This window comes from Pleomorphomonas sp. T1.2MG-36, assembly GCF_950100655.1.
In the GTDB taxonomy this organism is placed as follows: domain Bacteria; phylum Pseudomonadota; class Alphaproteobacteria; order Rhizobiales; family Pleomorphomonadaceae; genus Pleomorphomonas.
In genome coordinates this window covers 289460-311155 of the sequence record NZ_CATNLY010000001.1, presented here as the reverse complement: position 1 = coordinate 311155, position 21696 = coordinate 289460, and the positions used below count along the sequence as shown (strand labels likewise).

Annotated in this window: 26 protein-coding genes and 1 tRNA gene; 4 read left to right on the top strand and 23 right to left on the bottom strand. The window is 63.9% G+C overall.

Going from position 1 to position 21696, the window contains the following annotated elements; translation table 11 throughout:
* The first annotated feature begins 3 nt into the window (after positions 1-3).
* A complete protein-coding gene (smpB, locus tag QQZ18_RS01525) occupies positions 4-486 on the top strand; it encodes an SsrA-binding protein SmpB (RefSeq protein WP_284537499.1) in 483 nt (160 codons plus the stop codon).
* A gap of 51 nt (positions 487-537) precedes the next feature.
* Positions 538-627 (top strand) — tRNA-Ser (locus tag QQZ18_RS01520).
* A gap of 176 nt (positions 628-803) precedes the next feature.
* Here QQZ18_RS01520 and QQZ18_RS01515 read toward each other — a convergent pair.
* Together QQZ18_RS01515 and QQZ18_RS01510 are read right to left on the bottom strand one after the other, a co-directional pair.
* Entirely contained in the window at positions 804-1166 is a 363-nt protein-coding gene (locus QQZ18_RS01515) for a hypothetical protein (protein ID WP_284537498.1), read from the bottom strand.
* Between the two features lie 300 nt (positions 1167-1466).
* Positions 1467-2168: a DJ-1/PfpI family protein gene (locus QQZ18_RS01510; RefSeq protein ID WP_284537497.1), complete on the bottom strand. Its 702-nt coding sequence runs from the start codon at positions 2166-2168 to the stop codon at positions 1467-1469.
* A gap of 81 nt (positions 2169-2249) precedes the next feature.
* Between QQZ18_RS01510 and QQZ18_RS01505 the strand changes: the two genes are divergently transcribed.
* Both QQZ18_RS01505 and QQZ18_RS01500 read left to right on the top strand, forming a co-directional pair.
* The gene (locus QQZ18_RS01505; RefSeq protein ID WP_284537496.1) at positions 2250-3191 is read left to right on the top strand and encodes a GlxA family transcriptional regulator; all 942 of its coding nucleotides are present in this window, start codon (positions 2250-2252) and stop codon (positions 3189-3191) included.
* A 136-nt stretch (positions 3192-3327) separates the two neighbouring features.
* Positions 3328-3723 carry a VOC family protein gene (locus tag QQZ18_RS01500; protein WP_284537495.1) on the top strand — a complete coding sequence of 132 codons (396 nt, stop codon included), beginning with the start codon at positions 3328-3330 and terminating at the stop codon, positions 3721-3723.
* Here QQZ18_RS01500 and QQZ18_RS01495 read toward each other — a convergent pair.
* From QQZ18_RS01495 to flhB, 21 genes are all read right to left on the bottom strand, one after another.
* Positions 3675-4274, bottom strand: coding sequence for a helix-turn-helix domain-containing protein (locus QQZ18_RS01495; RefSeq protein ID WP_284537494.1), 600 nt, complete (start codon positions 4272-4274; stop codon positions 3675-3677). The genes QQZ18_RS01500 and QQZ18_RS01495 overlap by 49 nt on opposite strands.
* A gap of 297 nt (positions 4275-4571) precedes the next feature.
* Positions 4572-5246, bottom strand: coding sequence for a response regulator transcription factor (locus QQZ18_RS01490; RefSeq protein ID WP_284537493.1), 675 nt, complete (start codon positions 5244-5246; stop codon positions 4572-4574).
* A 324-nt stretch (positions 5247-5570) separates the two neighbouring features.
* A complete protein-coding gene (locus tag QQZ18_RS01485; protein ID WP_284537492.1) occupies positions 5571-6146 on the bottom strand; it encodes a transglycosylase SLT domain-containing protein in 576 nt (191 codons plus the stop codon).
* Complete coding sequence (locus tag QQZ18_RS01480; protein WP_284537491.1) at positions 6100-7320, bottom strand: flagellar hook-length control protein FliK; 1221 nt, start codon at positions 7318-7320, stop codon at positions 6100-6102. The genes QQZ18_RS01485 and QQZ18_RS01480 overlap by 47 nt, the downstream gene beginning before the upstream one ends.
* Positions 7317-8501, bottom strand: coding sequence for a chemotaxis protein (locus QQZ18_RS01475; RefSeq protein WP_284537490.1), 1185 nt, complete (start codon positions 8499-8501; stop codon positions 7317-7319). The genes QQZ18_RS01480 and QQZ18_RS01475 overlap by 4 nt, the downstream gene beginning before the upstream one ends.
* On the bottom strand, positions 8498-9934 hold the full coding sequence (locus QQZ18_RS01470; RefSeq protein WP_284537489.1) for a MotB family protein: 1437 nt from the start codon (positions 9932-9934) through the stop codon (positions 8498-8500). Before QQZ18_RS01470 ends, QQZ18_RS01475 begins: the two co-directional genes overlap by 4 nt.
* 5 nt (positions 9935-9939) lie before the next feature.
* On the bottom strand, positions 9940-10563 hold the full coding sequence (locus tag QQZ18_RS01465; RefSeq protein ID WP_284537488.1) for a hypothetical protein: 624 nt from the start codon (positions 10561-10563) through the stop codon (positions 9940-9942).
* The gene (fliF, locus tag QQZ18_RS01460; protein WP_284537487.1) at positions 10563-12227 is read right to left on the bottom strand and encodes a flagellar basal-body MS-ring/collar protein FliF; all 1665 of its coding nucleotides are present in this window, start codon (positions 12225-12227) and stop codon (positions 10563-10565) included. Before fliF ends, QQZ18_RS01465 begins: the two co-directional genes overlap by 1 nt.
* A 190-nt stretch (positions 12228-12417) precedes the next feature.
* Complete coding sequence (locus tag QQZ18_RS01455) at positions 12418-13428, bottom strand: flagellin N-terminal helical domain-containing protein (RefSeq protein ID WP_284537486.1); 1011 nt, start codon at positions 13426-13428, stop codon at positions 12418-12420.
* A 267-nt stretch (positions 13429-13695) separates the two neighbouring features.
* Positions 13696-14415 (bottom strand): flagellar type III secretion system pore protein FliP, encoded by a 720-nt coding sequence (fliP, locus tag QQZ18_RS01450; RefSeq protein ID WP_284538797.1) that lies wholly within the window; start codon positions 14413-14415, stop codon positions 13696-13698.
* A gap of 35 nt (positions 14416-14450) precedes the next feature.
* Complete coding sequence (locus tag QQZ18_RS01445) at positions 14451-14975, bottom strand: flagellar basal body-associated FliL family protein (RefSeq protein ID WP_284537485.1); 525 nt, start codon at positions 14973-14975, stop codon at positions 14451-14453.
* 8 nt (positions 14976-14983) lie between these two features.
* Positions 14984-15667: a flagellar basal body L-ring protein FlgH gene (locus QQZ18_RS01440; protein WP_284537484.1), complete on the bottom strand. Its 684-nt coding sequence runs from the start codon at positions 15665-15667 to the stop codon at positions 14984-14986.
* Positions 15664-16230: a MotE family protein gene (locus QQZ18_RS01435; protein WP_284537483.1), complete on the bottom strand. Its 567-nt coding sequence runs from the start codon at positions 16228-16230 to the stop codon at positions 15664-15666. The genes QQZ18_RS01440 and QQZ18_RS01435 overlap by 4 nt, the downstream gene beginning before the upstream one ends.
* A gap of 87 nt (positions 16231-16317) precedes the next feature.
* Complete coding sequence (gene flgI, locus QQZ18_RS01430) at positions 16318-17382, bottom strand: flagellar basal body P-ring protein FlgI (protein WP_284538795.1); 1065 nt, start codon at positions 17380-17382, stop codon at positions 16318-16320.
* Positions 17383-17654: 272 nt separating this feature from the next.
* Positions 17655-18125 (bottom strand): flagellar basal body P-ring formation chaperone FlgA, encoded by a 471-nt coding sequence (gene flgA, locus QQZ18_RS01425; protein WP_284537482.1) that lies wholly within the window; start codon positions 18123-18125, stop codon positions 17655-17657.
* 19 nt (positions 18126-18144) lie between these two features.
* Positions 18145-18933, bottom strand: a complete 789-nt coding sequence (gene flgG / locus QQZ18_RS01420) for a flagellar basal-body rod protein FlgG (RefSeq protein ID WP_284537481.1) — start codon at positions 18931-18933, stop codon at positions 18145-18147.
* 10 nt (positions 18934-18943) lie between these two features.
* Complete coding sequence (locus tag QQZ18_RS01415) at positions 18944-19279, bottom strand: flagellar hook-basal body complex protein FliE (protein WP_446728591.1); 336 nt, start codon at positions 19277-19279, stop codon at positions 18944-18946.
* Positions 19279-19695, bottom strand: a complete 417-nt coding sequence (gene flgC / locus QQZ18_RS01410; protein WP_284537480.1) for a flagellar basal body rod protein FlgC — start codon at positions 19693-19695, stop codon at positions 19279-19281. Before flgC ends, QQZ18_RS01415 begins: the two co-directional genes overlap by 1 nt.
* A 3-nt stretch (positions 19696-19698) precedes the next feature.
* Positions 19699-20079, bottom strand: a complete 381-nt coding sequence (gene flgB, locus QQZ18_RS01405) for a flagellar basal body rod protein FlgB (protein ID WP_284537479.1) — start codon at positions 20077-20079, stop codon at positions 19699-19701.
* A gap of 81 nt (positions 20080-20160) precedes the next feature.
* The gene (locus QQZ18_RS01400; protein ID WP_284537478.1) at positions 20161-20592 is read right to left on the bottom strand and encodes a hypothetical protein; all 432 of its coding nucleotides are present in this window, start codon (positions 20590-20592) and stop codon (positions 20161-20163) included.
* Positions 20589-21689, bottom strand: a complete 1101-nt coding sequence (gene flhB, locus QQZ18_RS01395; protein ID WP_284537477.1) for a flagellar biosynthesis protein FlhB — start codon at positions 21687-21689, stop codon at positions 20589-20591. Before flhB ends, QQZ18_RS01400 begins: the two co-directional genes overlap by 4 nt.
* Positions 21690-21696 lie beyond the last annotated feature (7 nt).

The window sequence follows — 21696 nt, the reverse complement described above, 5'->3', positions numbered from 1 at the left end:
GTGATGGCGCAGAAGAAGAAAAAGGCCGATCCGAACCGGAAGGTCGTCGCCGATAACAGGGCGGCGCGCTATCACTATGCGCTCGGCGAAAAGCTGGAGGCGGGAATCATGCTGCTCGGCACGGAGGTGAAAAGCCTGCGTGCCGGGCGCATCAATCTCGGCGAAGCCTATGTCGGCGTCGCGGGCAGCGAGGTCTACCTCTACAACGCCCATATCCCGGAATATCTTCAGGGCAACCGATTCAATCACGAGCTGCGCCGCCCCCGGAAGCTTCTGCTGCATCGCAAGCAGATCGACCGGCTGATCGTCTCGATCCAGCGCCAGGGCATGACCATCGTGCCGCTTCGCCTCTATTTCAACGAGCGCGGCATGGCCAAGTGCGAGATTTCGGTGGCCGAAGGCAAGAAGCTGCACGACAAGCGGCAGGCGACCAAGGAACGCGACTGGAACCGGGAAAAGGCAAGGCTTCTTCGCTCGCGAGAGTGAGCGAACCCCTTGCCAAGACGGTGAAAAGTCGACATGGTCGCGCGCCGGCATGGACGGATGGCCGAGTGGTTTAAGGCAGCGGTCTTGAAAACCGCCGAGGGTGTAAGCCCTCCGTGAGTTCGAATCTCACTCCGTCCGCCAAATCCAACTGACGTTGTGATGGGAGCTGTGTTTTCGACGCGGCTTGTTGGATTTCAGGGCGGTGGTCTCTGACAAACCGCTCGCGCTACAACCGCCGGAGTTGCAGCGAGATGGTTTACTGACCGGAGTTTCCCAGGCGGCAGCGTAGATGCTACCAAGCATTCGGCTTTAGCCGGTCAACTTTGGTCAACTTCCTTATTCGATTTGTCTCCTTTTCTCCCGAAAAACCAAAATAGAAGGAATAGCGTTGGGGCTAGAACAATACCCGTCAAGCCAAATTCAATTCCGGACTCCAGCAAATAATCTCGCCCCCCTTCAGGATCATTAAAGAATAGATCTATTGCTCGACCGTTGGTGAACACTATCATATACGCAGCAGTGGTTATCGTGCTGATAAGGACCATCAAAGGAAGGGCAATTAGCAGGCTCGCAAGGATGTGGTAACTTGCAATCAATGCCAGACAGAGCACACCGATCGTAAATACGATCATGTTGAACATAAAGTAGTTTTCGAAAATATAGCCCCTGAAATCCATCACGTTGACCTCCACGGCGAGGATTTAGGGGTACAATCTTAAGGTTGTATTTTCTACAGTATATTTGCGGATGGTTTCAGTCGACGCACGAGAATCAGGCAAGGCAACAACTACAGCCGAGAGGTTGTAGAGGTGAGGGCGCATGCCAATCGCGTTGCCGATTGTGACATCAAGCCCGTACGAAACTGGGCGTTATGTCCTCTCGCATCCGTAAAGCCCGAAAACTCGCTCGGCACTACGGTATTGGCGAACCGACAATCCGCCTGCGTGTGAGGCAGTAGCTGGTTGGCGACGATCGTCGCCTTACTCTATCGCCCAGGTGTCGAGACGTTCGACGGCGGCGCGGGCCTCGGCTTCCCGAACAGGCAACAGCCCGGCCATTCGCTGGCGATAGGCGGCAAGGATCGCGGCCGGTGCACGATCCGGGTGACCGGCGTCAAACGGCGGCGCCGGCGCATACTCAAGCCCGAGCTGGACCATTTGGGCTACGTCTGCGCCGGCGATCTCGGCCAATACGGTGAGCGCGAAATCGATGCCCGCCGTTACTCCTCCGCCGGTGATCACGTTCCCGTCGCGGACAACGCGGCCTTCGTCGGCGATCGCGCCATACAGCGGCAGCAAATGCCGCCATGCCCAATGGCAAGCTGCGCTCCGCCCCTTCAGTAATCCAGCCGCGCCGAGGATCAGAGATCCCGTACATACCGACGTGACGTAACGCGCTCCGAGCGCCAAGCGCCTGACATCGCGGATGAACGCGTCATCCAACGCAACGGTCGTGGCGTTGACGCCCCCGGGCACACAGATCAGATCGCAGGATGGAATGTCGGCAAGCGGTCGGGTCGCCGCAAAGATCAGCCCTTCGCTCGGCACATCTCCGCCCGCAGGGCTGCCGATGACCACCTCGCTGCCTGGCAGGCGCGAGAGAAACTGATGCGGTCCGGTAAAATCGAGCTGGGTCATGCCGGGATAGACGGCGAAGACGATCCGAAACGACGACGCGGCCATGGGTGACTCCCCTTTTCTGCTTGCTCCATCATGCCCAAGCGAGCAACTTGCAGAAATGACAAGGATCCCTCGTTTTCAGCCATGACCAGAAACATCGGCATCTTTCTCTACGAGGACTTTCAGCTTCTCGATGCCGCCGGGCCGATCACCGCGTTCGAAATTGCCGCGCGGGTGAAGCCGGACGTCTATCGACTGACGCTCCTGTCGATCAAGGGCGGGCCGGTCGCGAGCTCGTCCGGCGCCGCGATGGGCAGTGTGGCCGTGGCCGAGGGCCCGCCGCTGGATACGCTGATCGTTTCCGGCGGCAATGGCTGCCGCGACGCGATGCGCTGTCCCGAGACGATCGCTTTCCTGCGGGCCTGCGCTGCGGAAGCTCGGCGGATGTGCAGCGTATGCTCCGGTGCATTTCCGCTGGCCGCGGCGGGGTTGCTCAATGGCAAGCGCGTGACGACCCATTGGCGTCGGGCCCAACTGCTTCAGCAGCTCTTTCCTGCCGTCGATGTCGAGGTTGATCGCATTCACATTCGCGATGGCGATATCTGGACATCGGCCGGAATCAGCGCCGGCATCGATCTTGCCCTCGCACTGATCGCCGACGATCTGGGCGAAAAGGTCGCCCGCCAGGTGGCTCGGGAAATGGTGGTCTACTATCGTCGCCCCGGAGGGCAATCACAGTTCTCGGCACTCGCAGATTTGGGCGGCGATACCACCGCTTTCTCGCCGCTGCTCGACTGGATTCGGGCCAACCTCTCGGAGAGGCTGACGGTGGAGCAACTCGCCGAACGCATGGCCATGAGCCCGCGCAACTTCTCTCGCGCCTTTCTGGACGTGGTTGGGACCAGTCCCGCAAAGGCGGTCGAACGTCTCAGATTGGAAGCCGCACGGGAGCGGGTCGAAAGCTCGTCCGAACCGATCGAGCAGATAGCTATGACCGTGGGCTTTCGAGATCCGGAACGGATGCGCAGGGCCTTCGTGAGACGTTTCGGGCAGCCACCGCAGGCGATCAGGCGTTCCCAAGCATAACCCGAGCGTTCATGCGCTCGCGGGCCATCGAGCGGATGGAGATTATGCTCAGGCTGATCGTGTGTCGTGATTGTTCAAGACGCGAGGCCTCTCTGACGTCAGATAATCCTCTGAGACCTGCTTTCGGAGAGTCGACATGATCCTGAGATACACAATCCTCTACGTCGCCGACGTTGCCGCCACGCTGGCTTTTTACGAGCGCGCCTTCGCACTGAAGCGACTATTCCTGCACGAGTCCGGCGATTATGGCGAGCTCGCGACTGGCGAGACTAAGCTCGCCTTCTCCTCGGTCACACTGATGACCCAACTCGGCAAGACGCCCGGCAAGCCGTCCGCCCAAGCGCCCGTCTTCGAGATCGCTTTCGAAACCGACGACGTGAGTGCCGCTTTCGACCGGGCGGTAGCGGCTGGGGCAAAGCCAGTACAGGAGGTTCGCAACGAGCCTTGGGGACAGACGACGTCCTATGTCTCGGACCCCAATGGCTATCTCGTCGAGATTTGCTCGCCGGTCCAGTTGCCCAGCGCCGGCTGACTCAAGACGTTCAGCAATGGCGCACTTCCGCGCACCTGCGCCGGCGTAAGCCCGAACCACCGCATGAAATCGCGCGTCATGTGGGCCTGATCACTGAAGCCGCATTCGGCGGCGACCTCGGCAAGCGGCGATGCGACATCAAGCAATCTCGCCGCTTGACGAGACCGCGCCAACAACCGCCAGAAATCGGGTGGAGGCAGGCTTCGGGACAGAAAGTGCCTCTGCATCGTTCGGATCGAGACGCCAAGGTCTCGAGACACCGCCGCCACCGTTGCTCCCGGCAGGGTGAGTGCAGCGATGGCGTCGTCGAGGTCGTTCCACCCACCGCACGCCTCGCCAAGGATCGCCTCGACCAGGTCGGGGTTGGCGGCGACCGCCTCGACAACGCGTCGGGACACATCGGCGCCGGGCCTCAAGCGATAGCCGACGATCTCGGTTCCCGGGCGCAACTTGGCTGGACGGGGTCCGAAGTCGAACTCCGTGAGAACGACGTCTCTGGTTCCCTCGGGCCCGCGCAGGATCAGCACGTCTCGACAGCCGTCGGGGAACACGACGTGTTGCTCCGCGTCACGCACCCGATGGTGCCACCTGTGAAATCCGCGACAGTTACTCATACCGCGAGACTTAGCAGATCCCCGTAGAGGCACAACAAAGGGGATTACGGGGTATGGGAGTGTAGGGCCTTCCCGACCCGACGGAATCGTAAGGACGACGAGAAAACCCACTGGATCAATACGTTGAGCACCCTCCGATCAGGCTGAACCAGCAGGAGCGGAGGGTGCTCTAAGATCCATTCGCTGTGGCGGCGGCGATCCGTTGCGAACCGCCGCCACTTTTTTTGGGTTCGCTTAGCCGTTTTCGAGCATGTAGCCGACGTAACGCTTGGAATCGATGGGATCGAAGCCCAGGCGTGCCCGCAGCTTCTTGCGAAGCTTGCTGATGTGACTCTCGATAACGCTCTCTTCGACCTCTTCGTTGCAGAAGCCGTAGACGAAGCCGAAGATCTTCTCCTTGGTGACGCGTTTATTTTGGTTTCGCACCAAGTACTCAAGAATTCGGCGCTCGCGGCGCGGCAGCACGAAGGGTTCGCCGTTCACTTCCGGGTCGCGTCCGTCGAAGAAGACGCGCATCGACCCGATGATCCGGCAATCGTCGGTCTGGCCGCCGGCCCGGCGCTGGATGGCGCCGGCCCGGGCGATGATTTCGCGGACGTGCACCGGCTGCCGAACGACGTCATCGACGCCGACGGCAAACAGATTCAACGTCTGCTCGAGGCTGGGAACGTCGCTGAAGGCAATCAGAGGAGCGCCGCATCTCTCACGGATGATTTTCGGCACCGACTGACGATCTTCGCAACTGCCCAGCAAAAAGCCCTCAATGGTTAACAGGTCGCTGTCAGGCGCGGCCCCCATCCAGTCTCGGAACTCCGGCGATCGAAACCCGATCGAGGAAACCCCTTCTCGTTCAAACCCTGACGCATAGCCGGAAGTTACAATCTTCCGGTCATCAATGATGACGAACATAGCTCACATTCCCCGTCAATCGACCTGGTGGTAAAGATCAACGTCGGGGATAAGCTAGGTTGAGAAGTGGAGATTGGTCAACAATTTGCTATATGTGTCTAATGCGCTTCTGGAAATGTGTTTATGTATATGGAAACGCTACCAATCGATTTGTATGACAAAGAGCGCTATTAAATATCGAAAAATTCCATAAAATTATGCAGTATTGTCGATGAAGTTCATTTTCTATTCACAATGGGATTCATGTATACGCCGATTGGCTTGTTGGTCAAGCCCCGAGAAGCTTGAGATCTGTATATTTGCATATATAGAGGATGTTCTGGACTAACTGGCCTTGTGGCCGCAAAAGGCCGCCGAGTTCGGTGTCCACGCACCGAAGCCGCTTCTCACCATGTTGCCGATGACCAGGCAGACGTAGCGCTTCTGCGCCGGATTGTTGTTCGGGCCGGCGTGGTAGCGGGCAACGGCCATCGTCCACGTGTCGTGGCGGGCCCGCAGCTCGTTGAGGAAGCGGGCGGCATATTGAACGTTCTTGTGCGGATCGAACATCTCGGCCACCGAGGCGAAGCGTTCGCCGTGATAGTGGTGGTTGATCTGCATGCAGCCGAGGTCGATGAGCTTGACGCCGCGTGCCCGCTCCTGCTCGAAGCGGGCAAGGCCCTCGGCGAGGCTGGGCGCCACATAAGGTTTGCCGGCAATGTTCATCGCCAGCGGCTGCAACCCTTTTTTGCCACCGCTCTCCGTCATGCCGACTGCGTAGAGCACCCCGAGCGGGATGCCATACTCGTCGGCCGCCGCCCGCATCTCACGCTCGCAGATGGTCAGTTCCTCGGCCGGCGCGCGACCGACGGAGCTAAAGGTAGAGATCGCCGCCAGAATGGCCAGCGCCGCTTTCTTCATGGGCCGCTCCTTGCGTCGGTTGCGGACGAGATGATGGCCGCTGGCCGCCACCTTCGGCATTGTTCTGGTTCCGATTGTCGCCGGCCTGTGCCCCGGCATGGCCGGATGGCGTCTGGCCGCCGGACCGATCGCCGGCCATCTGACCGCCATCCGGCGCCGTCGAGGTGGTGATGGCCACGACGTCGGCGGTGTAGCCCGAACCGCGCAGCGCCCGGGTGAGCATATCCCTGTCCTTGGCGAGGAGGTCGGCGGTCTCTTGGCGGGATGCGACCACCTCCAGCTCCAGCGATTTGTCGACAAGCCGCATCTTGAGGACGACGGCGCCAAGATCCTCCGGCTCGAGCTTGACGTGCAACACCTTGAGCGGCCCAGCGGAATGGCGGCTCGGCTCGGTCGGTTGCGATGCAACGTCTCCCTTGGGGGGCTCGGCGAGGGTTGCGAGATCGTCGCCGATCGCGGTTGCGATCTGCTGCACCGGAGATAGGCGCGCCACCGGTTCGAAATGCGTTTCGCGCGTGACCACCGACATCTTTATGGGAGCGACATCTGGGGTTTCGGGATCGGCAGATGTGTCGGTCGCCCGGTCGAGCAGAGACGACAGCGCGGCAAATGGATCGCTCCCTTCGGCCGGCGCCGGACTGGCCGTATCCACAAGGGCAAGGTTGAGGGCCGTATTCGAAGGCAGCGCCACGCCTGACTGGCGATCAGTGCGATCGGTCGCATGGGATGGCCTTCCCGATGGTGTGGCCGGAACCTCCGTTTCCGGCGCGCGGGAGGCAACCAATACCGAGAGATCCACAGCCACGGGGGATTGTCCTTGTCGTTCGCCGGTGCCGAGAATGGCCTGCCAGTCGAGCGCCGGCTCGTCGGTCGTGGTCGGTTCGACAGCGGGCATGGCTGCAACGGCGTCCGCCGACGCGGCCGTCGTCTTGTCTTCCTTGGATGGGGTGCGGTGGCGAAGAGGCGAAGGCGCGCGCAAAGCAGTACCCGGAGCGGGCTTCGCTTCCTTGCCCGCGTCGCCGTTTGAGGCGTCAGTCTGGCCGCCGAGTTGTCGCAGCAGCGATCGGAAGGCGGCCTGTCGACCGTCTCCGTCTTTTGCCGGGGTCTTGCCCATGGGCTTGTCGACCAGCTTGTCCGCGGCGGGCTGGGCGAGCGGCGTATCGATCCTGGTCATGGGCTGTTCGCCTTATCAAGGAGGGCATCGGCGGTGGAAAGGCCAGCTTCTGCGGCGCGCATGGTCCCGGTCACCCACGCGTCGCCGCGTTTGGTGTCGGCGGCAACGACGGAAACAGGTTCGAGAGGCGCGGTTGTTGCCGGCAGGTCGCCAACGGCATCGGCAACCGCGATGGCGGCGTCGAGAAGGTCGACGTCCCGGCGGCCGAGTTGGCGGCGGTTGAGAGCGGCGAGGCGCTTTCGCACCACACCAATGTCCTTGCCGGGGCCGATCGAGGCGGCGGAATCGTATAGGCCGGCGCGCATGGCATCGCCGCCGCCGAGGGGAGCGAGCGCTGCCGCGTCGGCTGCTGCCGACCGGGCCGTGGAGAGCTTGCCATGCACGACGGCCGCCTGGGCGAGCTGCAGGAACAGCGCTCGCTGGTTCTCCGGATCGGAGGATTTCAGGATGGCTTCCAGGCGGGGGAAGCGATCGTCGCCGTCGGCGATGCCGAGCCGGGCAATGGCGGTCGCAAAGCGCTGCCGGAAGTCCTCGGCATAGATCGAGGTGCCGAAGCGGCGGAGATACTGCTGCGAAAGGAACTCGAAGCGATCGAGATTGCCGGTCTGGGCGACGAGAAACACCTCGCGCCGCAAGGCCGCCTCTTCGACTAGCGTACCCGGCATCAACAGGCGGGCATCGTCGAGCAAGCGAATGGCCTTGGGAAGATCCTCCCGGGCAACGAGACCAGCCTGGACCAGCGCCACCTGTCCGCCGAGCGACATCGGCAGCGCGCGGGCGTCGAGGGGCGACAGGCGCTTGCGGGCCTCGTCTTCCCGGTTTTCGATGTAGGCCAGCGCTCCCGTGGCCAGATCGGCATCCACGGCAATGGGCGGATTGAGCGCGAGGAGGCTTCGCATCAACCGCGGGCTTCCGCCGGAAAGCGTATACGTGACGGCGGCGCGTGCATTGCGCCCATCCTGCCAGACGGCGGGACCGGCAGCGAGAAACGTTTTCCCCATGACCGCGAGCAGCTCGCGCTGCGCGGCGACGGCGGCGGCATTACCCCCGGCGATCTGCGCCTGCAAGGTTTGCAGCGTGCGCACCATCTCGAACGGCGGTATGCCATCGGGCCTCGCCTCGGCGGCAATAAGCGGTTCAGCTGCCAGCAGTGCGACGAGAAGGAGAATGCGGCGGATCACGTCGGCATCTCCCGGATCAGGATTTCGATGCGGCGGTTCTCCGGCGCCTCGGGATCGCTGGCGTTCTTGAGCCAGTGGTCGGCATAGCCTTCGATCTTTTCGAAACGGGTTTCCGGAACGCCGCCACGCACCAGCATGTAGTAGGCCATATGGGCGCGGGCGGTGGACAGGCGCCAGTTGTCGTAGTCCTTGCTGCGGAACGGGCGTGCGTCGGTGTGACCACGCACAACGATCTTGCCGGGGCGCTCGCCGATCAGCTTGCCGATGGCGTCGATGGTCCGGATCAGTTCGGGCTCGGGCTCGGCGGAACCGACGGCGAACATGCCGAACTTGCGTTCGTCCATCAGCGTTACCAGCAAGCCTTCTGGCGCCTCGGTCACCTCGATGTCGGGCGTGGGGCCGATGTTGCTGACGGCCGTGTGAATATCGCGGTCGAGCGCCTTGGCATCTACGGCCGTCTTGGCCTGTGCGATCTCGGCCGACCTGCCAGGTCTGGCGACGACCTGCTTCTGAGGATCCGCAGCGATCGACGGTTCGGGTCCGCCGGTAGTGGTCTTTTCCGGTCCGCTGACGGTTTGGGGGGGCTTCTGGTCCGGGGCCGCTGGTGCCACGATCAATGGAGCATTATTGGCGGTTTCGGTTGTGGGCGGCGGAGCGGCGGGTGAAGCCGACGCTGCGGTCGCGACGCCGGGGCTTTGGACCGGTTTATCGACCGGCGGCTTGCCGGCGGGCAGGGGGGCAGTGGCGTTCTTGATATCCGCCTTTGCCGCGGTTTCAGGGATGGTCACGCCGGATTGGGCCGTGATCGGCTCGCCTTGGACTTTGTCGCCGACGATATCGGTGCCGCCGGTTTCCTCACCCTCTCCGGGCGCCGGTGTGCGCGACATTTTCCAGTAGACCGGATCGAAGGGATCGCGCTGGGCGTCGCCACCGTTGAGACCGGGCTCTCCCGACTGGCCGAGCGTCTCGAAGGCGCCGACATTATCGGCGGACTGATCGGGTTCCGAACCGGCCACCAGCGCGGCGAGAACGGCGTAGGGGTCTTCAAACAGCGCGGCTTCCGAGTAGCGAGGTTTGCGCTCCTGGGGCTTGTCGAGCGTCTGGCTGTAGCCTTCCAAGCTTTCATCGACGCTTTCCGTCGCCGACCGCTGGTCCTTGCCGTCGGGGGCGCCTTCCTTCTCCGTTTCGAGCGGATCGCGCAGCCCCTTCTTGTCGACGGTGGCCTCGGCGAGCTTGATCGGGTTGAAATAGCTGGCAACCGCCTCATGCGTCTTCTGGTCGGTTGCGTTCAGCAGCCACATGACCAGGAAAAAGGCCATCATGGCCGTCATGAAATCGGCATAGGCGATCTTCCAGACCCCGTGCTGAGGCGCCTCGGTTCTTCGATGCAGCGACCGGCGAACAAAGATGATTTCCGGGGGCTCGGCACTCATGGCGCTCACTCTTCACTGTGCAAGAGGCGGGCGACCCATTCCCGAAGGCGGGTCTCGATCAGGGTTTCGCCCGCCGTCACGACGATGTCGGCCTGGTCGCCTGGATGAAAGGATATGGCGGCGGCGTGCCCGCCGAGCTTTTCGGCAAGCCGATCGAGCAGATCGACAGGCCCGCTGATCTCGATGGGGGGAGCGGTGCCGTCGGTCATGAGCCGCCCGACGCAGTTGGCGAGATCCTCGACCGACCGGTCGACGAGGCGCTCGACGAGGAACGGCCTGAGCGCGCGGGCGGCCGCGACGCCGAGCCGCTCGCCAAGCTCGGCAAATCGCGCATCGATCGCCGTGGCGATCCGGTCGGCCTCATCCTCGACCCACGCCTTGCGCGCGGCCTCGTGCTCGGCACGGAGCGATCTTGCCTGTTCGGCCAGGGCTTCGGTCAATTGCCACTCGGCATCCGCGCGCTCCTCGGCGCGCACGGTCGCTATAGCCTCGGCTACATGGCGCTCGATCTCCTCGGCCACGGAATAGCCAAGCGGTTCGATCGGGGGTTCCGCCTCCAGTGCCACGGGGGGAGGATCGGGCCGGTCGAGATCAAAAACGGCGAGCACGTCGATGGCGGAGCGAAGCATCAGGCGGCCTCCTCTTCATCCATCCATTGCCGCAGAATGCTGGCGGCCTGCTCCTCGTCCATCTCGACCAGTTGTTCGAGCACCTTGAGCGGCGAGTTGCGCATGCGGGCGTTCATATCCTCGATCAGGTGCTGCATAGCCCCGGCGCCTTCGCCGGTCGGCAGCGCCGTCTGACCGACGCCGGGCAGGGCGGTGGCGGCTTCGGCCGTGGCATCGGCCAGCGCGATGGTCGCCTCCTTATCCTCGGCCTTCGCTTCGAGGCGCGGCAGCAGGGCGTTCATCGCAGGTCTGAGACCGAACCAGATGAGAAGCAGGGCGACCGTTAGGATGACCACGGCGTTGACCACGGTGCCGGCCTGGCGCAGCAGCACGTCTTTGAGGGTCAACGGGGGGACCGGCTGCATGTTGGCATAGGTGTCGGAGAAATCGACGGCGGTCACCTGGATGCGATCGCCGCGCCCCTCATTGAGGCCGGCGGCCGAGGCGGCGAGGTTGCGCATTTCCGTCACCCGCGCCTCGATCGCCTCTGCGGTGGGATTCTCGCCAAGCGACTGGGCGATGCGCGCGCGGTTGACGATGAGCGCGACCGACATCGACTTCACCTGATAGCCGTCGCTGATCACCTCCTTGGTGGTGGTCGATATCTCGTAGTTGGTCAGCTCTTCGCGGCGCTGGTTCTCCTCGCTGGAGCGCTCTCCGGCATCGGCCGACTGCACCGTCTCCTCCGGCAGGTTCTGCTCGACCGTGGTCGGCGCGTCCTGGCTGGAATTCTGCGAGTTGCCGCTTTCGCGCACGGTACGTATCGACCGCTCGACACGGGAATCCGGGTCGAACAGCGTCTGATTGGTGCGGGTCCGGTCGGTGTTGAGTTCGGCGGCAACGCTGATCTGGAAGTTCTCGGAGCCGAGATACGGCGTCAGCGCGTGGCGGATGTTGGCCTCGATGCCGGTGGCCACGGTCCGCTCGAGGCGGTTGGTCTTGCTGCCCGGCAGCGTGGTTGCGTCCTCGCCCGATGCCAAGACGGTGCCTTCCGTATCGAGAACCGTGATGCGGTCGACACCGAGGCCCGGCACGCCGCCGGCGACCAGCTGGCGGATCGCCTCGGCCATGCGAACATCCTCCGGCACGTCGGTGCGGATGATCACCGAGGCCGATGGCGGCTGCTGGTCGCGGCGGAACGAGCCTCGATCGGGCAGAACGATATGGACGCGCGCCGCCTTGACGCCCTTCATGGTCTGGATGGTGCGGGCAAGCTCGCCTTCGAGGGCGCGCACCCGTGTCACTTCCTGCATGAAGGAGGTGAGGCCGAGCGAACCGAGTTCGTTGAAGAGCTCGTAGCCCGCCGCCGCGCTGCGCGGCAGCCCCTTTTCGGCCAGCAGCATGCGCGCCTGCGCGGTCTGGGCCGGGGTTACGTAGACGGTGGCGCCGTCGGCGCTGACGTCGAAGGAGATGCCCGCATCCGTCAGCGCGGAGCCGATGCGCGAGGCGTCGCCGTTCTCGAGGCCGGTATAGAGCACCGTGTATTGCGGGCGGCTGAGGTAATAGGCCGAGCCGGCGATCAGCGCCATCATGGTGACGGCGACCATGGCCAGGGCGGCTAGCCGCCGCGGACCGAGGTCGAGAAGATTGAGCCATAGGGTTTCGGCATGTTCGCGAGCGGTCATCTGTCGATCTCGATGCGGTCCGTTGCGTCAGGGTCGGAGCCGGCGGGCGGTCCGGGTGCGTCTTGCCGCCAAGTGTCGGTCGGGAAACTTGTGCGAGCATTGCCGCCAGCGAGGCGGGCACCGCCGCCAAGAAAAAAACCACGCCCCGGAGGGCGTGGCTTCCATACGGCTTCGAGCGGGTGGTGTTCGCTCAGCCGCGGAACAGCGACAGGATGTTCTGGCTGTTGGAGTTGGCGATCGACAGCGCCTGAATGCCGAGCTGCTGCTGGGTCTGCAGGGCCTGGAGGCGGGTCGACTCGGCGTTCATGTCGGCATCGACGAGCTGGCCGATACCGCGGCCGATGGCATCGGTCAGCGCCTGGACGAAGTCCTTCTGCGTGTCGATGCGGTTCTTGACGGCACCGAGGTTCGAGGCGCCGTCGGTCAGCTTGCTGAGGGCGGCATCGACGATCTCGATGTAGGACGACAGTGTCGCCTGATGGTCGGCGGAGTCGGTCAGGGACGAAATATCGAGATCCTTGATCGACAGGGAAACGACGCCCGGCGTGGCGAGATTGTCGTTCCAGACCTGCCAACTGGCGTCGAACAGGCCGCGACCGTCCATCTTGACGGCACCGGGGGCTGCAGCCGTCGGCGCGGTGGCCGGCGTCGGAAGCGCCGCAGCGGTGTTGGCGTCGTAGAGCTTGATCTCGTTCACGTCGACCTTGATCGTCTCGATCGAGATCGCGTCGCCGACGCGCGAGAAGGAGGCGACGACCGACTTGTCCTTGTTGAAGTCACCGGCGGCGGAGTCGATCGACAGCCAGTTCTCGCTATTGAACACCGACGACGAGGCGATGGAGCTCATCTGGCCGAGACGGGCCTTGATGTCTTCCTGGATCTGGCCGCGGTTGACACCCGGGGTCTTGGCACTGACGAGCAGCTTGCCGATCTCGGTGAGCTCTTTGACGGTCGCTTCGAGGGCGGTGTACTGCACGTCCACCGTGGCGGCGCCGAGACCAAGGCTGTCCTGCACGGCGGACAGCGACTTGTTGTCGGAGCGCATGGTGGTGGCGATCGACCAGTAGGCGGCACCGTCGGAAGCCGTCGAGATGCGCATGCCCGTCGAAATGCGGTTCTGCGTCGTGTCGAGCGACTTGTTGGTGGACGCGAGGGTCTGGAGGGCGGTCATTGCCGCGGCGTTGGTCAGAAGGCTGGCCATTTTCGTATGTCCCTTTTGGATGAGTGAGATGGGACATTCCGGATTTTCACCGGGATGGCAGGAGCGGCATCATGCCCTTGGATCCTCCTCGTTGGCTGAGCGATCCAACCTGCCATGGCCTTACCTTGTCAGACGAGGCTTGCGCGAAGCTGACCTGCCAAGAAGGCTCCCAAAAGCTCGATTTTGCGGGCCGATCTTCGGCAAGAGGACATGCAAAAGCCCGCTCCGATGAGGAAGCGGGCTTTTGCAGGCAGTATTGAGTGGTGGCTAGAAGAACGAGCGCACCAGGCCGCCGACCAGCATGTTCCAGCCGTCGATCAGCACGAAGAACAATACCTTGAAGGGCAGCGACAGCACGGTCGGGGGCAGCATCATCATGCCCATGGACATGGTGAGCGTCGCCACGATCATGTCGATGACCAGGAAGGGCAGTGCGATCAGGAAGCCGATCTCGAAGCCGCGCCGCAGTTCCGAGATCATGAAGGCCGGTATGAGGACACGCAGCGGCGTCGCTCCGCTCTCGGTCTTGATGCCGAGATGTTCGGCGGCGAGATCGTCGAACAGCTTCAGGTCCTTGTCGCGGACGCGCTGGGCCATGAAGTCCCGGAACGGATCGGAGATCTTCTCGAAGGCCACTTCCTCGGAGATTTCATTGCGGGTCAACGGCAACACGCCATCGTTCCAGGCCCGGTCGAAGGTTGGCGCCATGACGTAGAAGGTCATGAACAGCGCCAGACTGATCAGGATGAGATTGGCCGGCGTCGTCTGCAGGCCGATTCCGGACCGCAGGAAGGACAAGGCCACGACGATGCGCGTGAAGCTCGTCACCATGATCAGCAGGCCAGGCGCCACCGACAGCACCGTCAGGAGTGCCACCAGTTGGACGATGCGGCCGGAGGCCGATCCTTCGCCGGCGGGGATCAGCGAGCCGAGATCGGGGATGCTGCCGCCAAGACCGGGAATCTGCGCGAGGGCCGGCGTGCCCATGGCAGCCAACAACAGGATGGCGAGCAGGATTTTTTTCACTGGACGACCAGACTTTCGATGATGAGATCGCGTACGTCGCCGCCCGAACGGATGGCGACCCGGTCCCGGAGGTCTTCGCGGAGGTGCTGGAGCTGGGTGGCGCCCTCGAGCTGCCCGACCTTCAACGTCTTCAGGAAGGCAAGCAGGTCTTCGGATATTTCAGCCGAGACGATTTCGGAGTTGGGCATCTCGTCTTCGAAGACGATCGCGGCGTCGAGACGCAGCCAGACATCGGCGGGCTCCGTCAGATTGGTCACGATCGGCTTCAGGCGATAGAGCCGCGACGTCAGGGGATCGTGCTCGCCACCGGCGGCGGCGTCCTGCTGCTGGCCAGCGTCGGCGATCTGCGCATAGCGGACGAGATGGACGCCGAGGCCGAGGCCGGCGGCGACCGCCAGGACCGTGAGGAAGAACGCCGGCTTCAGCACGCCCCCGCGTTCGGGCAGCGGCGACCGGCGCATCTCCGTGTCGGCCTCGGTGGGCGTCGCCTCGCGGGCGGCTGGAAGCGGGAGCTTGGCCATGCTGCCTCTCAGAATGGAGCCACGCGATCGTAAATCTGGTGCAGCACGCCGGGCTGCTGCACCTCGGTCAATCGGCCGCGACCGCCGTAGGAAATGCGCGCCTCGGCGATCTTCTCGTAGGGCACGACGTTGGTGCCGGAAATGTCGCGCTGGCGAACGATGCCCTGGATGTTGACCACCCTCATCTCGTAGTTGACGCGCATTTCCTGCGAACCGGAGATGATCAGATTTCCATTGGGCAGAACGCTGGTGACGACCGCCGCCAAGGTGACCTTGATCGCCTCGGAGCGCTCGACGGCGCCTGCGCCCTTCGAGCGCGAGGAGGAATTGACGCTGCCGTCGAGGCTGGCGTCCGACCCTTCGCCGGCAACCGAGAAACCGAAACCGGCACCGAACCCGGCAGTGGAAACGCGGGAGCGTTCCGACGAGTTGTCGAGAGCGGCCTTGTCGTTCATCTGGATCAGAACGGTGAGGACGTCGCCGACCTGACGGGCACGGGAATCCCGGAACAGTCCCTCGCCACCGTGGACGTAGGTGGAGTTGGGATCCCGGAACATGGTGGGCGCGGGGGTGAGCGCATTGAGGGGCAGCGCCGCGCCAACCTGCGACATAGCCGGTTCGGTGTTGAGATCGTTGGACGTGTTGCAGCCGACGAGGGCGAAGCCGGCGATGAGAAGCAGGGCGTGCCTCAAGGAGTTTCTCCTTTTGCGGACAGTTCGGTCATGCCGGCGAGCGTGCTGGCGAGCTGAGAGGCGCGGGCAGGGTCCATTTCGTTGAGAATGGCGCTGGACGCGCGCGCGTTGAGCCGTGCCAGCACTGCGGCCGCCATCTCGTCATCGAGGGCGGTGAGCTGGCCGGCTGCGGCTTCGGGCCGCATCTTGGCGTAGATGGCCACGATGTCGTCGCGGGCAGCGGCGAGGAAATCCTCGCGCTTCTTGAGCCAGCTCTCGTATTCGGCGCGCTTTTCCTCGAGCGCGGCGATCCGTTCCTCCACGCGCTTGTCGAGCTCTTCCAACGTCGACTTCTGCCAGGCGTAACGGGCATCGGCGGCGACGTCGCGAATGTTGACGCAATATTGGCGCGCCTCTTCGGTCAGTGCCCGCATTTCGAGGCCGGAGTGACTGGTGGCGGCGGTTTCGACCGGCGACACCGTCTTCGCTTCCGTTTCCGCCGCCTGCGTCAGGATCGGGCAAAACAGAACCGCCACGACGGTCGCGAGCAGGCGAACCGGAAGGCGCCGTCGGATCGACGTCATGCCGAAAACCTCTTCAGTCGTTGAACTCATGCCGAGAAGGATCGCACCGCAGACTTGCGCGGGGCTGATCCCGTGCAGGGACATGATTCATTGCACCACGAGATCGGCCTGGAGCGCGCCGGCGGTCTTCATGGCCTGGACGATGGCGATGACGCCGGTCGGCTTGAGGCCGATCTGGTTGAGGCCGCGAACCAGGGTCTGAAGGTCGGTCCCGCCGATGATGGCGAGGTTGCCGCCGCTTTCGCTGGCATCGACCATGGTGCGGGGCAGCACCACCGTTTCGCCGTTCGAGAACGGTGCCGGCTGGGAGGCGACCGGCGCCTCGGAGACACGGATGCTGAGGTTGCCATGAGTGATGGCGACGGTCGATATGCGGACGTCGGCGCCCATCACCACCGTTCCCGAGCGCTCGTCGATGACGACGCGAGCCGGCGAATCCGGCCGCACCGGCAGTCCCTCGATCTCGGCGATGAAGCGAGCCGCCGACATGCCGCGAGGCTTGATCAGTGCCACGGTGCGATAGTCGCGCTCCTCGGCGACCGCGGCACCGTAGCGGCGGCGGCTGTAGCTGTTGATGGCGTCGGTGATGCGGATGGCGGTGCGGAAATCGGGGTTACGCAGTTTGAAGGTCAATGCGCCGAGCCCGTCGAGATTTGTCTGCAGCTCGCGCTCGATAAGCGCCCCGTTCGGAATGCGCCCGGCCGTCGGCGTACCCTTCTGGACGCTCTCGGCCATGCCGGCGGCGCTGTAGCCGGTGACGGCGATCGGCCCTTGCGCCACGGCATAGACCTCGCCATCGGCGCCGGCCAACTGGGTGATGATCAGGGTGCCGCCCTGCAGCGAGCTGGCATCGCCAAGTGAAGCGACATTGACGTCGATGCGCGAGCCGGCACCGGCAAAGGCGGGCAGTTCCGCAGTGGCGATCACCGCGGCGATGTTGCGTGTCCGAAGCGCGCTGTCGCGGACGTTGACGCCGAGGCGCTCCAGCATCGACTGAAGCGACTGCTCGGAAAAGGCGGCGTTGCGCAACGTGTCACCGGTGCCCTGGAGACCGACGACGAGGCCGTAGCCGACGAGCTGGTTCTCGCGGACACCTTCGATCGCGGCGATGTCCTTGATGCGCACGTCCCCCGGCGCCAAGGAATGGACCATGGTGTCCGGCGTGCTCGGCGCCTTGGGTTCCGGTCCGGTTCGCGGCACCACGGAGGTGACGGTGGGCGGGGGCGGCAGAGGCGAGTTCGGCGCCATGTCGGCGGCCAGAAGCGTCGGACCGTCCTGGCCGGCGAAGGGCAGGGGCCCGTCGACGACGCTCATCACCTCGCCGGTCTGCGGGTTGAGGGTGATCGGCATCCGCGAACCGTCCTGGGCGGCGGCTGGCTGGAAGGCAACGAGACCGGCGACGAGGCCGGCGATAAGGACGCGCATCAGCTCTTTCCTACGACGATACTGCCATCGGCCTGGACGACGCCGACGATGACGGTGCCGGACTCGGTGTTGCGCACGCGGATCACCTCGCCGACGCTGCCCGACTGCATCGGCTCGGCGTAGGTGATGATGGTCAGTCCGCCTTCGACGAACACGAGACGTACCGGGACGCCGCGCCGTACCAACTTGGCGCTCTCGACCGCGTTGACGGTAATCGGTTGCCCTGGAAGCAGGGTGCGCCGTGCCACCTTGCCGACCAGCATTTCGCGACCGGCGACGACAGCTTCGAGGGACGCCCGCGTCAGGCGGAAGCGGCGTTCGGTCAGCATGTCATCGGTGATCGGATCGCCGGGATAGATTGTGATGCCGGGCACCGGCAGCGTCGACACCATCTGGGCGTCGGCCGGCCGGAGCGCGAGGAGGCCGGTAGCCAGGAAGGCAAGGGCGGCAATGAGCAGCAGGCGTTTCATGGCAACGGCCTTTCCGGCGTCAGCGCAGCCCGTTTGAGATGGTGCCGGCCATGGAGTCGGCCGCCTGGATGACCTTGGAGTTCATCTCGTAGGCGCGCTGGGCCGAGATGAGCTCGGTGATCTCGGAGACGGGATCGACGTTGGAGGCTTCGAGATACTTCTGGCGGATCTTGCCGAAGCCCGGGTCGGTGGGGATGCCGGCTACCGGTGTGCCCGAGGCGAGCGTTTCGCGGTAAAGGTTGCCGCCGATCGGTTCGAGGCCGACGTCGTTGGTGAAGTTGGCGAGCGAGAGTTGGCCGAGCGACTGCGGCGCCGCCTGTCCGGGAACGGTGGCGAAGATCTCGCCGGATTCGTTGACCGTCAGGTCGGTGGCGTCCGTCGGCACGATGATCGCCGGCTGCACCGCGTAGCCGTCCAGCGTCACGAGCTGGCCGTCGGCATTCTTGTTGAAGGCCCCGGCTCGGGTATAGAGCGTTTCGCCGTTCGGCCCGTCGACCTGGAACCAACCGCGACCGTCGATCGCCATGTCGTAGGTGTTGCCGGTCAGGGTCAGGCCGCCCTGCAGATGCAGGTTGCGGATGGCGGCGGCGCGGACGCCGAGCCCTTGCCGAACCCCTTCGGGAATGACCGACTGACCGCCCTGGTTGGGCACGCCCTGCATGCGCTGGGTCTGGTACAGCAGGTCGGTGAACTCGGCACGCGAACGCTTGAAGGCGGTCGTGTTGATGTTGGCGATGTTGTGGGCGATGACCTCGACGTTGAGCTGTTGGGCGGTCATGCCGGTGGCGGCGATGGCGAGCGCTTTCATCTCTGGCTCCTCAAATGGCCATGCGGCCGATTTCCTGATAGGCGGACACGACCTTGTCGCGAACGGCGAGGGCGGTCTGTAGCGACTTCTCGGCGGACATCACCGCCTCGACGACCTGCTGCACGCTCATCTTGCCCTCCATGCCGGCAAGGGAGGCGGCTTCGCCCGCCCTGAGGTCGGCAATGGCCGAGCCTGAGACTTCGGCGAGCACATCCATGAAATCGACCGGCTTGGCGACCGCCGAGGCAGCGGTTTCGGTGGGCATCGGGGTACGAACGGCCGGGGCGGCGGTCGGCGGCGACAACCGATCAAGGTTGAAATCGAGCGAGGAGATGGGGTTCAGCATCACGAGTTCCTCAGGAGGTCGATGTTCATCGTCAACATCGAGCGGGCCTGACTGATCGCCTCGACGTTGGCCGAGTAGGACCGATTGGCCTGGCGAAGGTCGCTGAGCTCGATGAGCACGTTGACGTTGGGCATTTTGACGTTGCCGTCGGTGTCGGCGGCCGGGTTGCCGGGGTCGTGGCTCACCGAGAAGGGGCTGCGATCGGACCCGATGTCCTTGACGACGACCGTCGGCGCGCCCATGGCGCGATCCATTTCCTCGGCGAAGGTCACCGTCTTGCGGCGATAGGGGTCGGCGCCCGGGGTCCGTCCGGTCGATTGGGCATTGGCGAGGTTCTCGGAGACGACGCGCATGCGCGTCGACTGGGCCTGCATGCCCGATCCGGAAATCCTGAGCGCGGCGGCTAGCTGGTCCATCGGTCAGCCCTTCACGGCAGAGGTCAGCATGCGGCCGAAGGCGGCGACGATGCTGCGGTTGAGGGAGAAGGTGGTGTGGATGTCGCCGGCCTTGATCATCTCCTGTTCGAGACTGACCGAGTTGCCGGAATGGGTGATCTCCCACGCATCCTCGCGGCGGACGTCCGCCTTGGCCGCGTCGAGACCGCTGGGCGCCATGTGCGCCGGGTTGGTCGCGGCGAGCTGAAGCCGGGTCTGGGAAAGGACGTCGCCAAATGGTTCTACGTCGACGGCCCGATATTTCGGCGTATCGGCGTTGGCGACGTTCTGCGCGACGGTCGCCTGGCGGATGGATAGCCAGTCGGCTTGCCGGGAAGCGACAGAAAAGAGATGGATGGGCTGCAAGACGATCCCTCCGAATGTTCGAGAGGGATCATGGGGGCGAAATCTTGCCCGAGGCTGGCCTCGTCGACCGGCCTCGAACGATCAGCCGGTCGGAACCAGGCGCGCGTCGACGATCGCCTCGACGAGGCGGCGGGTGTTCTCTTCCGGATCGCCCGAGGAATCCGAGACGGCGAAATAGTGAATCTCGATGCCTGCGTTCAACGGGCCCAGGATCAGGCTGAAGAACACCGTCACGCCCTGGTTCTGGAACTCCATGTCGAGCGTCACCGTGGTCGGGCCGGACCAGTCCGTATCGACGGCGGCGCGCCAGCCATAGCGGAGCGTATCGGGCTTGAAGTAGAGCTCGACCGAGGAGGCCACGAGATCGTCGAGGTTGCCGTGCTTCTCAAGCTGGATGTAGACGACCAGATTGACGATGTCGATCAGGCGCAACTCGGCCGCGACGTCCTTGACGCCTTCGGCGATCGCCTTCTCGCGGGCAACTGAACGGTGGTCGTGTCGCGTATCCGTCATGGGTGGCCGTTGACGATGGCAGGCAGGTTACTGTCAGTCGACCGAGCCTGAAGCAGATAAATGATTTCCGCCACCGCCCGGTAGAACTCGACGGGGATCATCTGGTCGAGTTCTACCTTACCGTACATGGCCCTGGTTAGCAATTTATCCTCGACCACCGGGATTCCGTTCTCTTCGGCGATCTCGCGGATTTTCAGGGCGACGAGGTCCTGCCCCTTGGCGAGCACCACCGGCGCGCCGCCCTCCTCGTAGACGTAGCGGAGCGCAATGGCATAGTGGGTGGGGTTGGCAAGCACCAGCGTTGCCTGTGGCACGCTGGCCATCATGCGATGGCGGATGCGGTCGCGGGCGAGCGACCGCATTCTCGCTTTGACGAGTGGATCGCCCTCGGTGTTCTTGAACTCGTCCTTCACTTCCTGCTTGGTCATGCGCAGGTTGCGCCGCCACTGGATGCGCGCCCAGATCAGATCGGCGGCCACCAGAAGCACCGTGGCGATGCAGACGGCGGAGAGCAGGTGGATGGCGATGCCGACCGTGGAGTCGACCAGAGCGCCGGGGTCGGAGAACATGGCGTTCACCATCCGATGCTGTTCGGTTTTGAGGATGATAGACACCACGAGGGCCGTGGCGCCGAACTTGAAGAGTGCTTTGCCGAACTCGACGAGGCTCTGCACACCGAAGAGACGCTTCCACCCCTTGGCGATGGAAAGACGGCTGAGTTCGGGCTTGATGCGATCGAACACCACCTGCGGCACGTTCTGAACGAAGGAACCGGCCAACCCGGCGACCGCGAAGATGACGATGGTCGGAACCAGGAAGGTACCCATTTCGAGACCGACCGCGTCGAGCAGCAGAACGGCATCCTGTCCTTGTTCAAGGCGGACGTCTCCGGGGTTGTCGAGGAAGCCACGCAGGGTCGCAGCCAGTCGGCCGACACCGCTGCCGATCACCCAAACCATGACGATCAGCATGGCGCCGAGGGAGAACAGCATGGGCAGTTCTCGCGACTGGGCGATGTTGCCCTTTTCGATGGCATCCTGGGTTTTCTTGGGGGTTGCTTCCTCGGTTTTGCTGTCTTGATCCGGCTCGTCGCTCATGACGCAC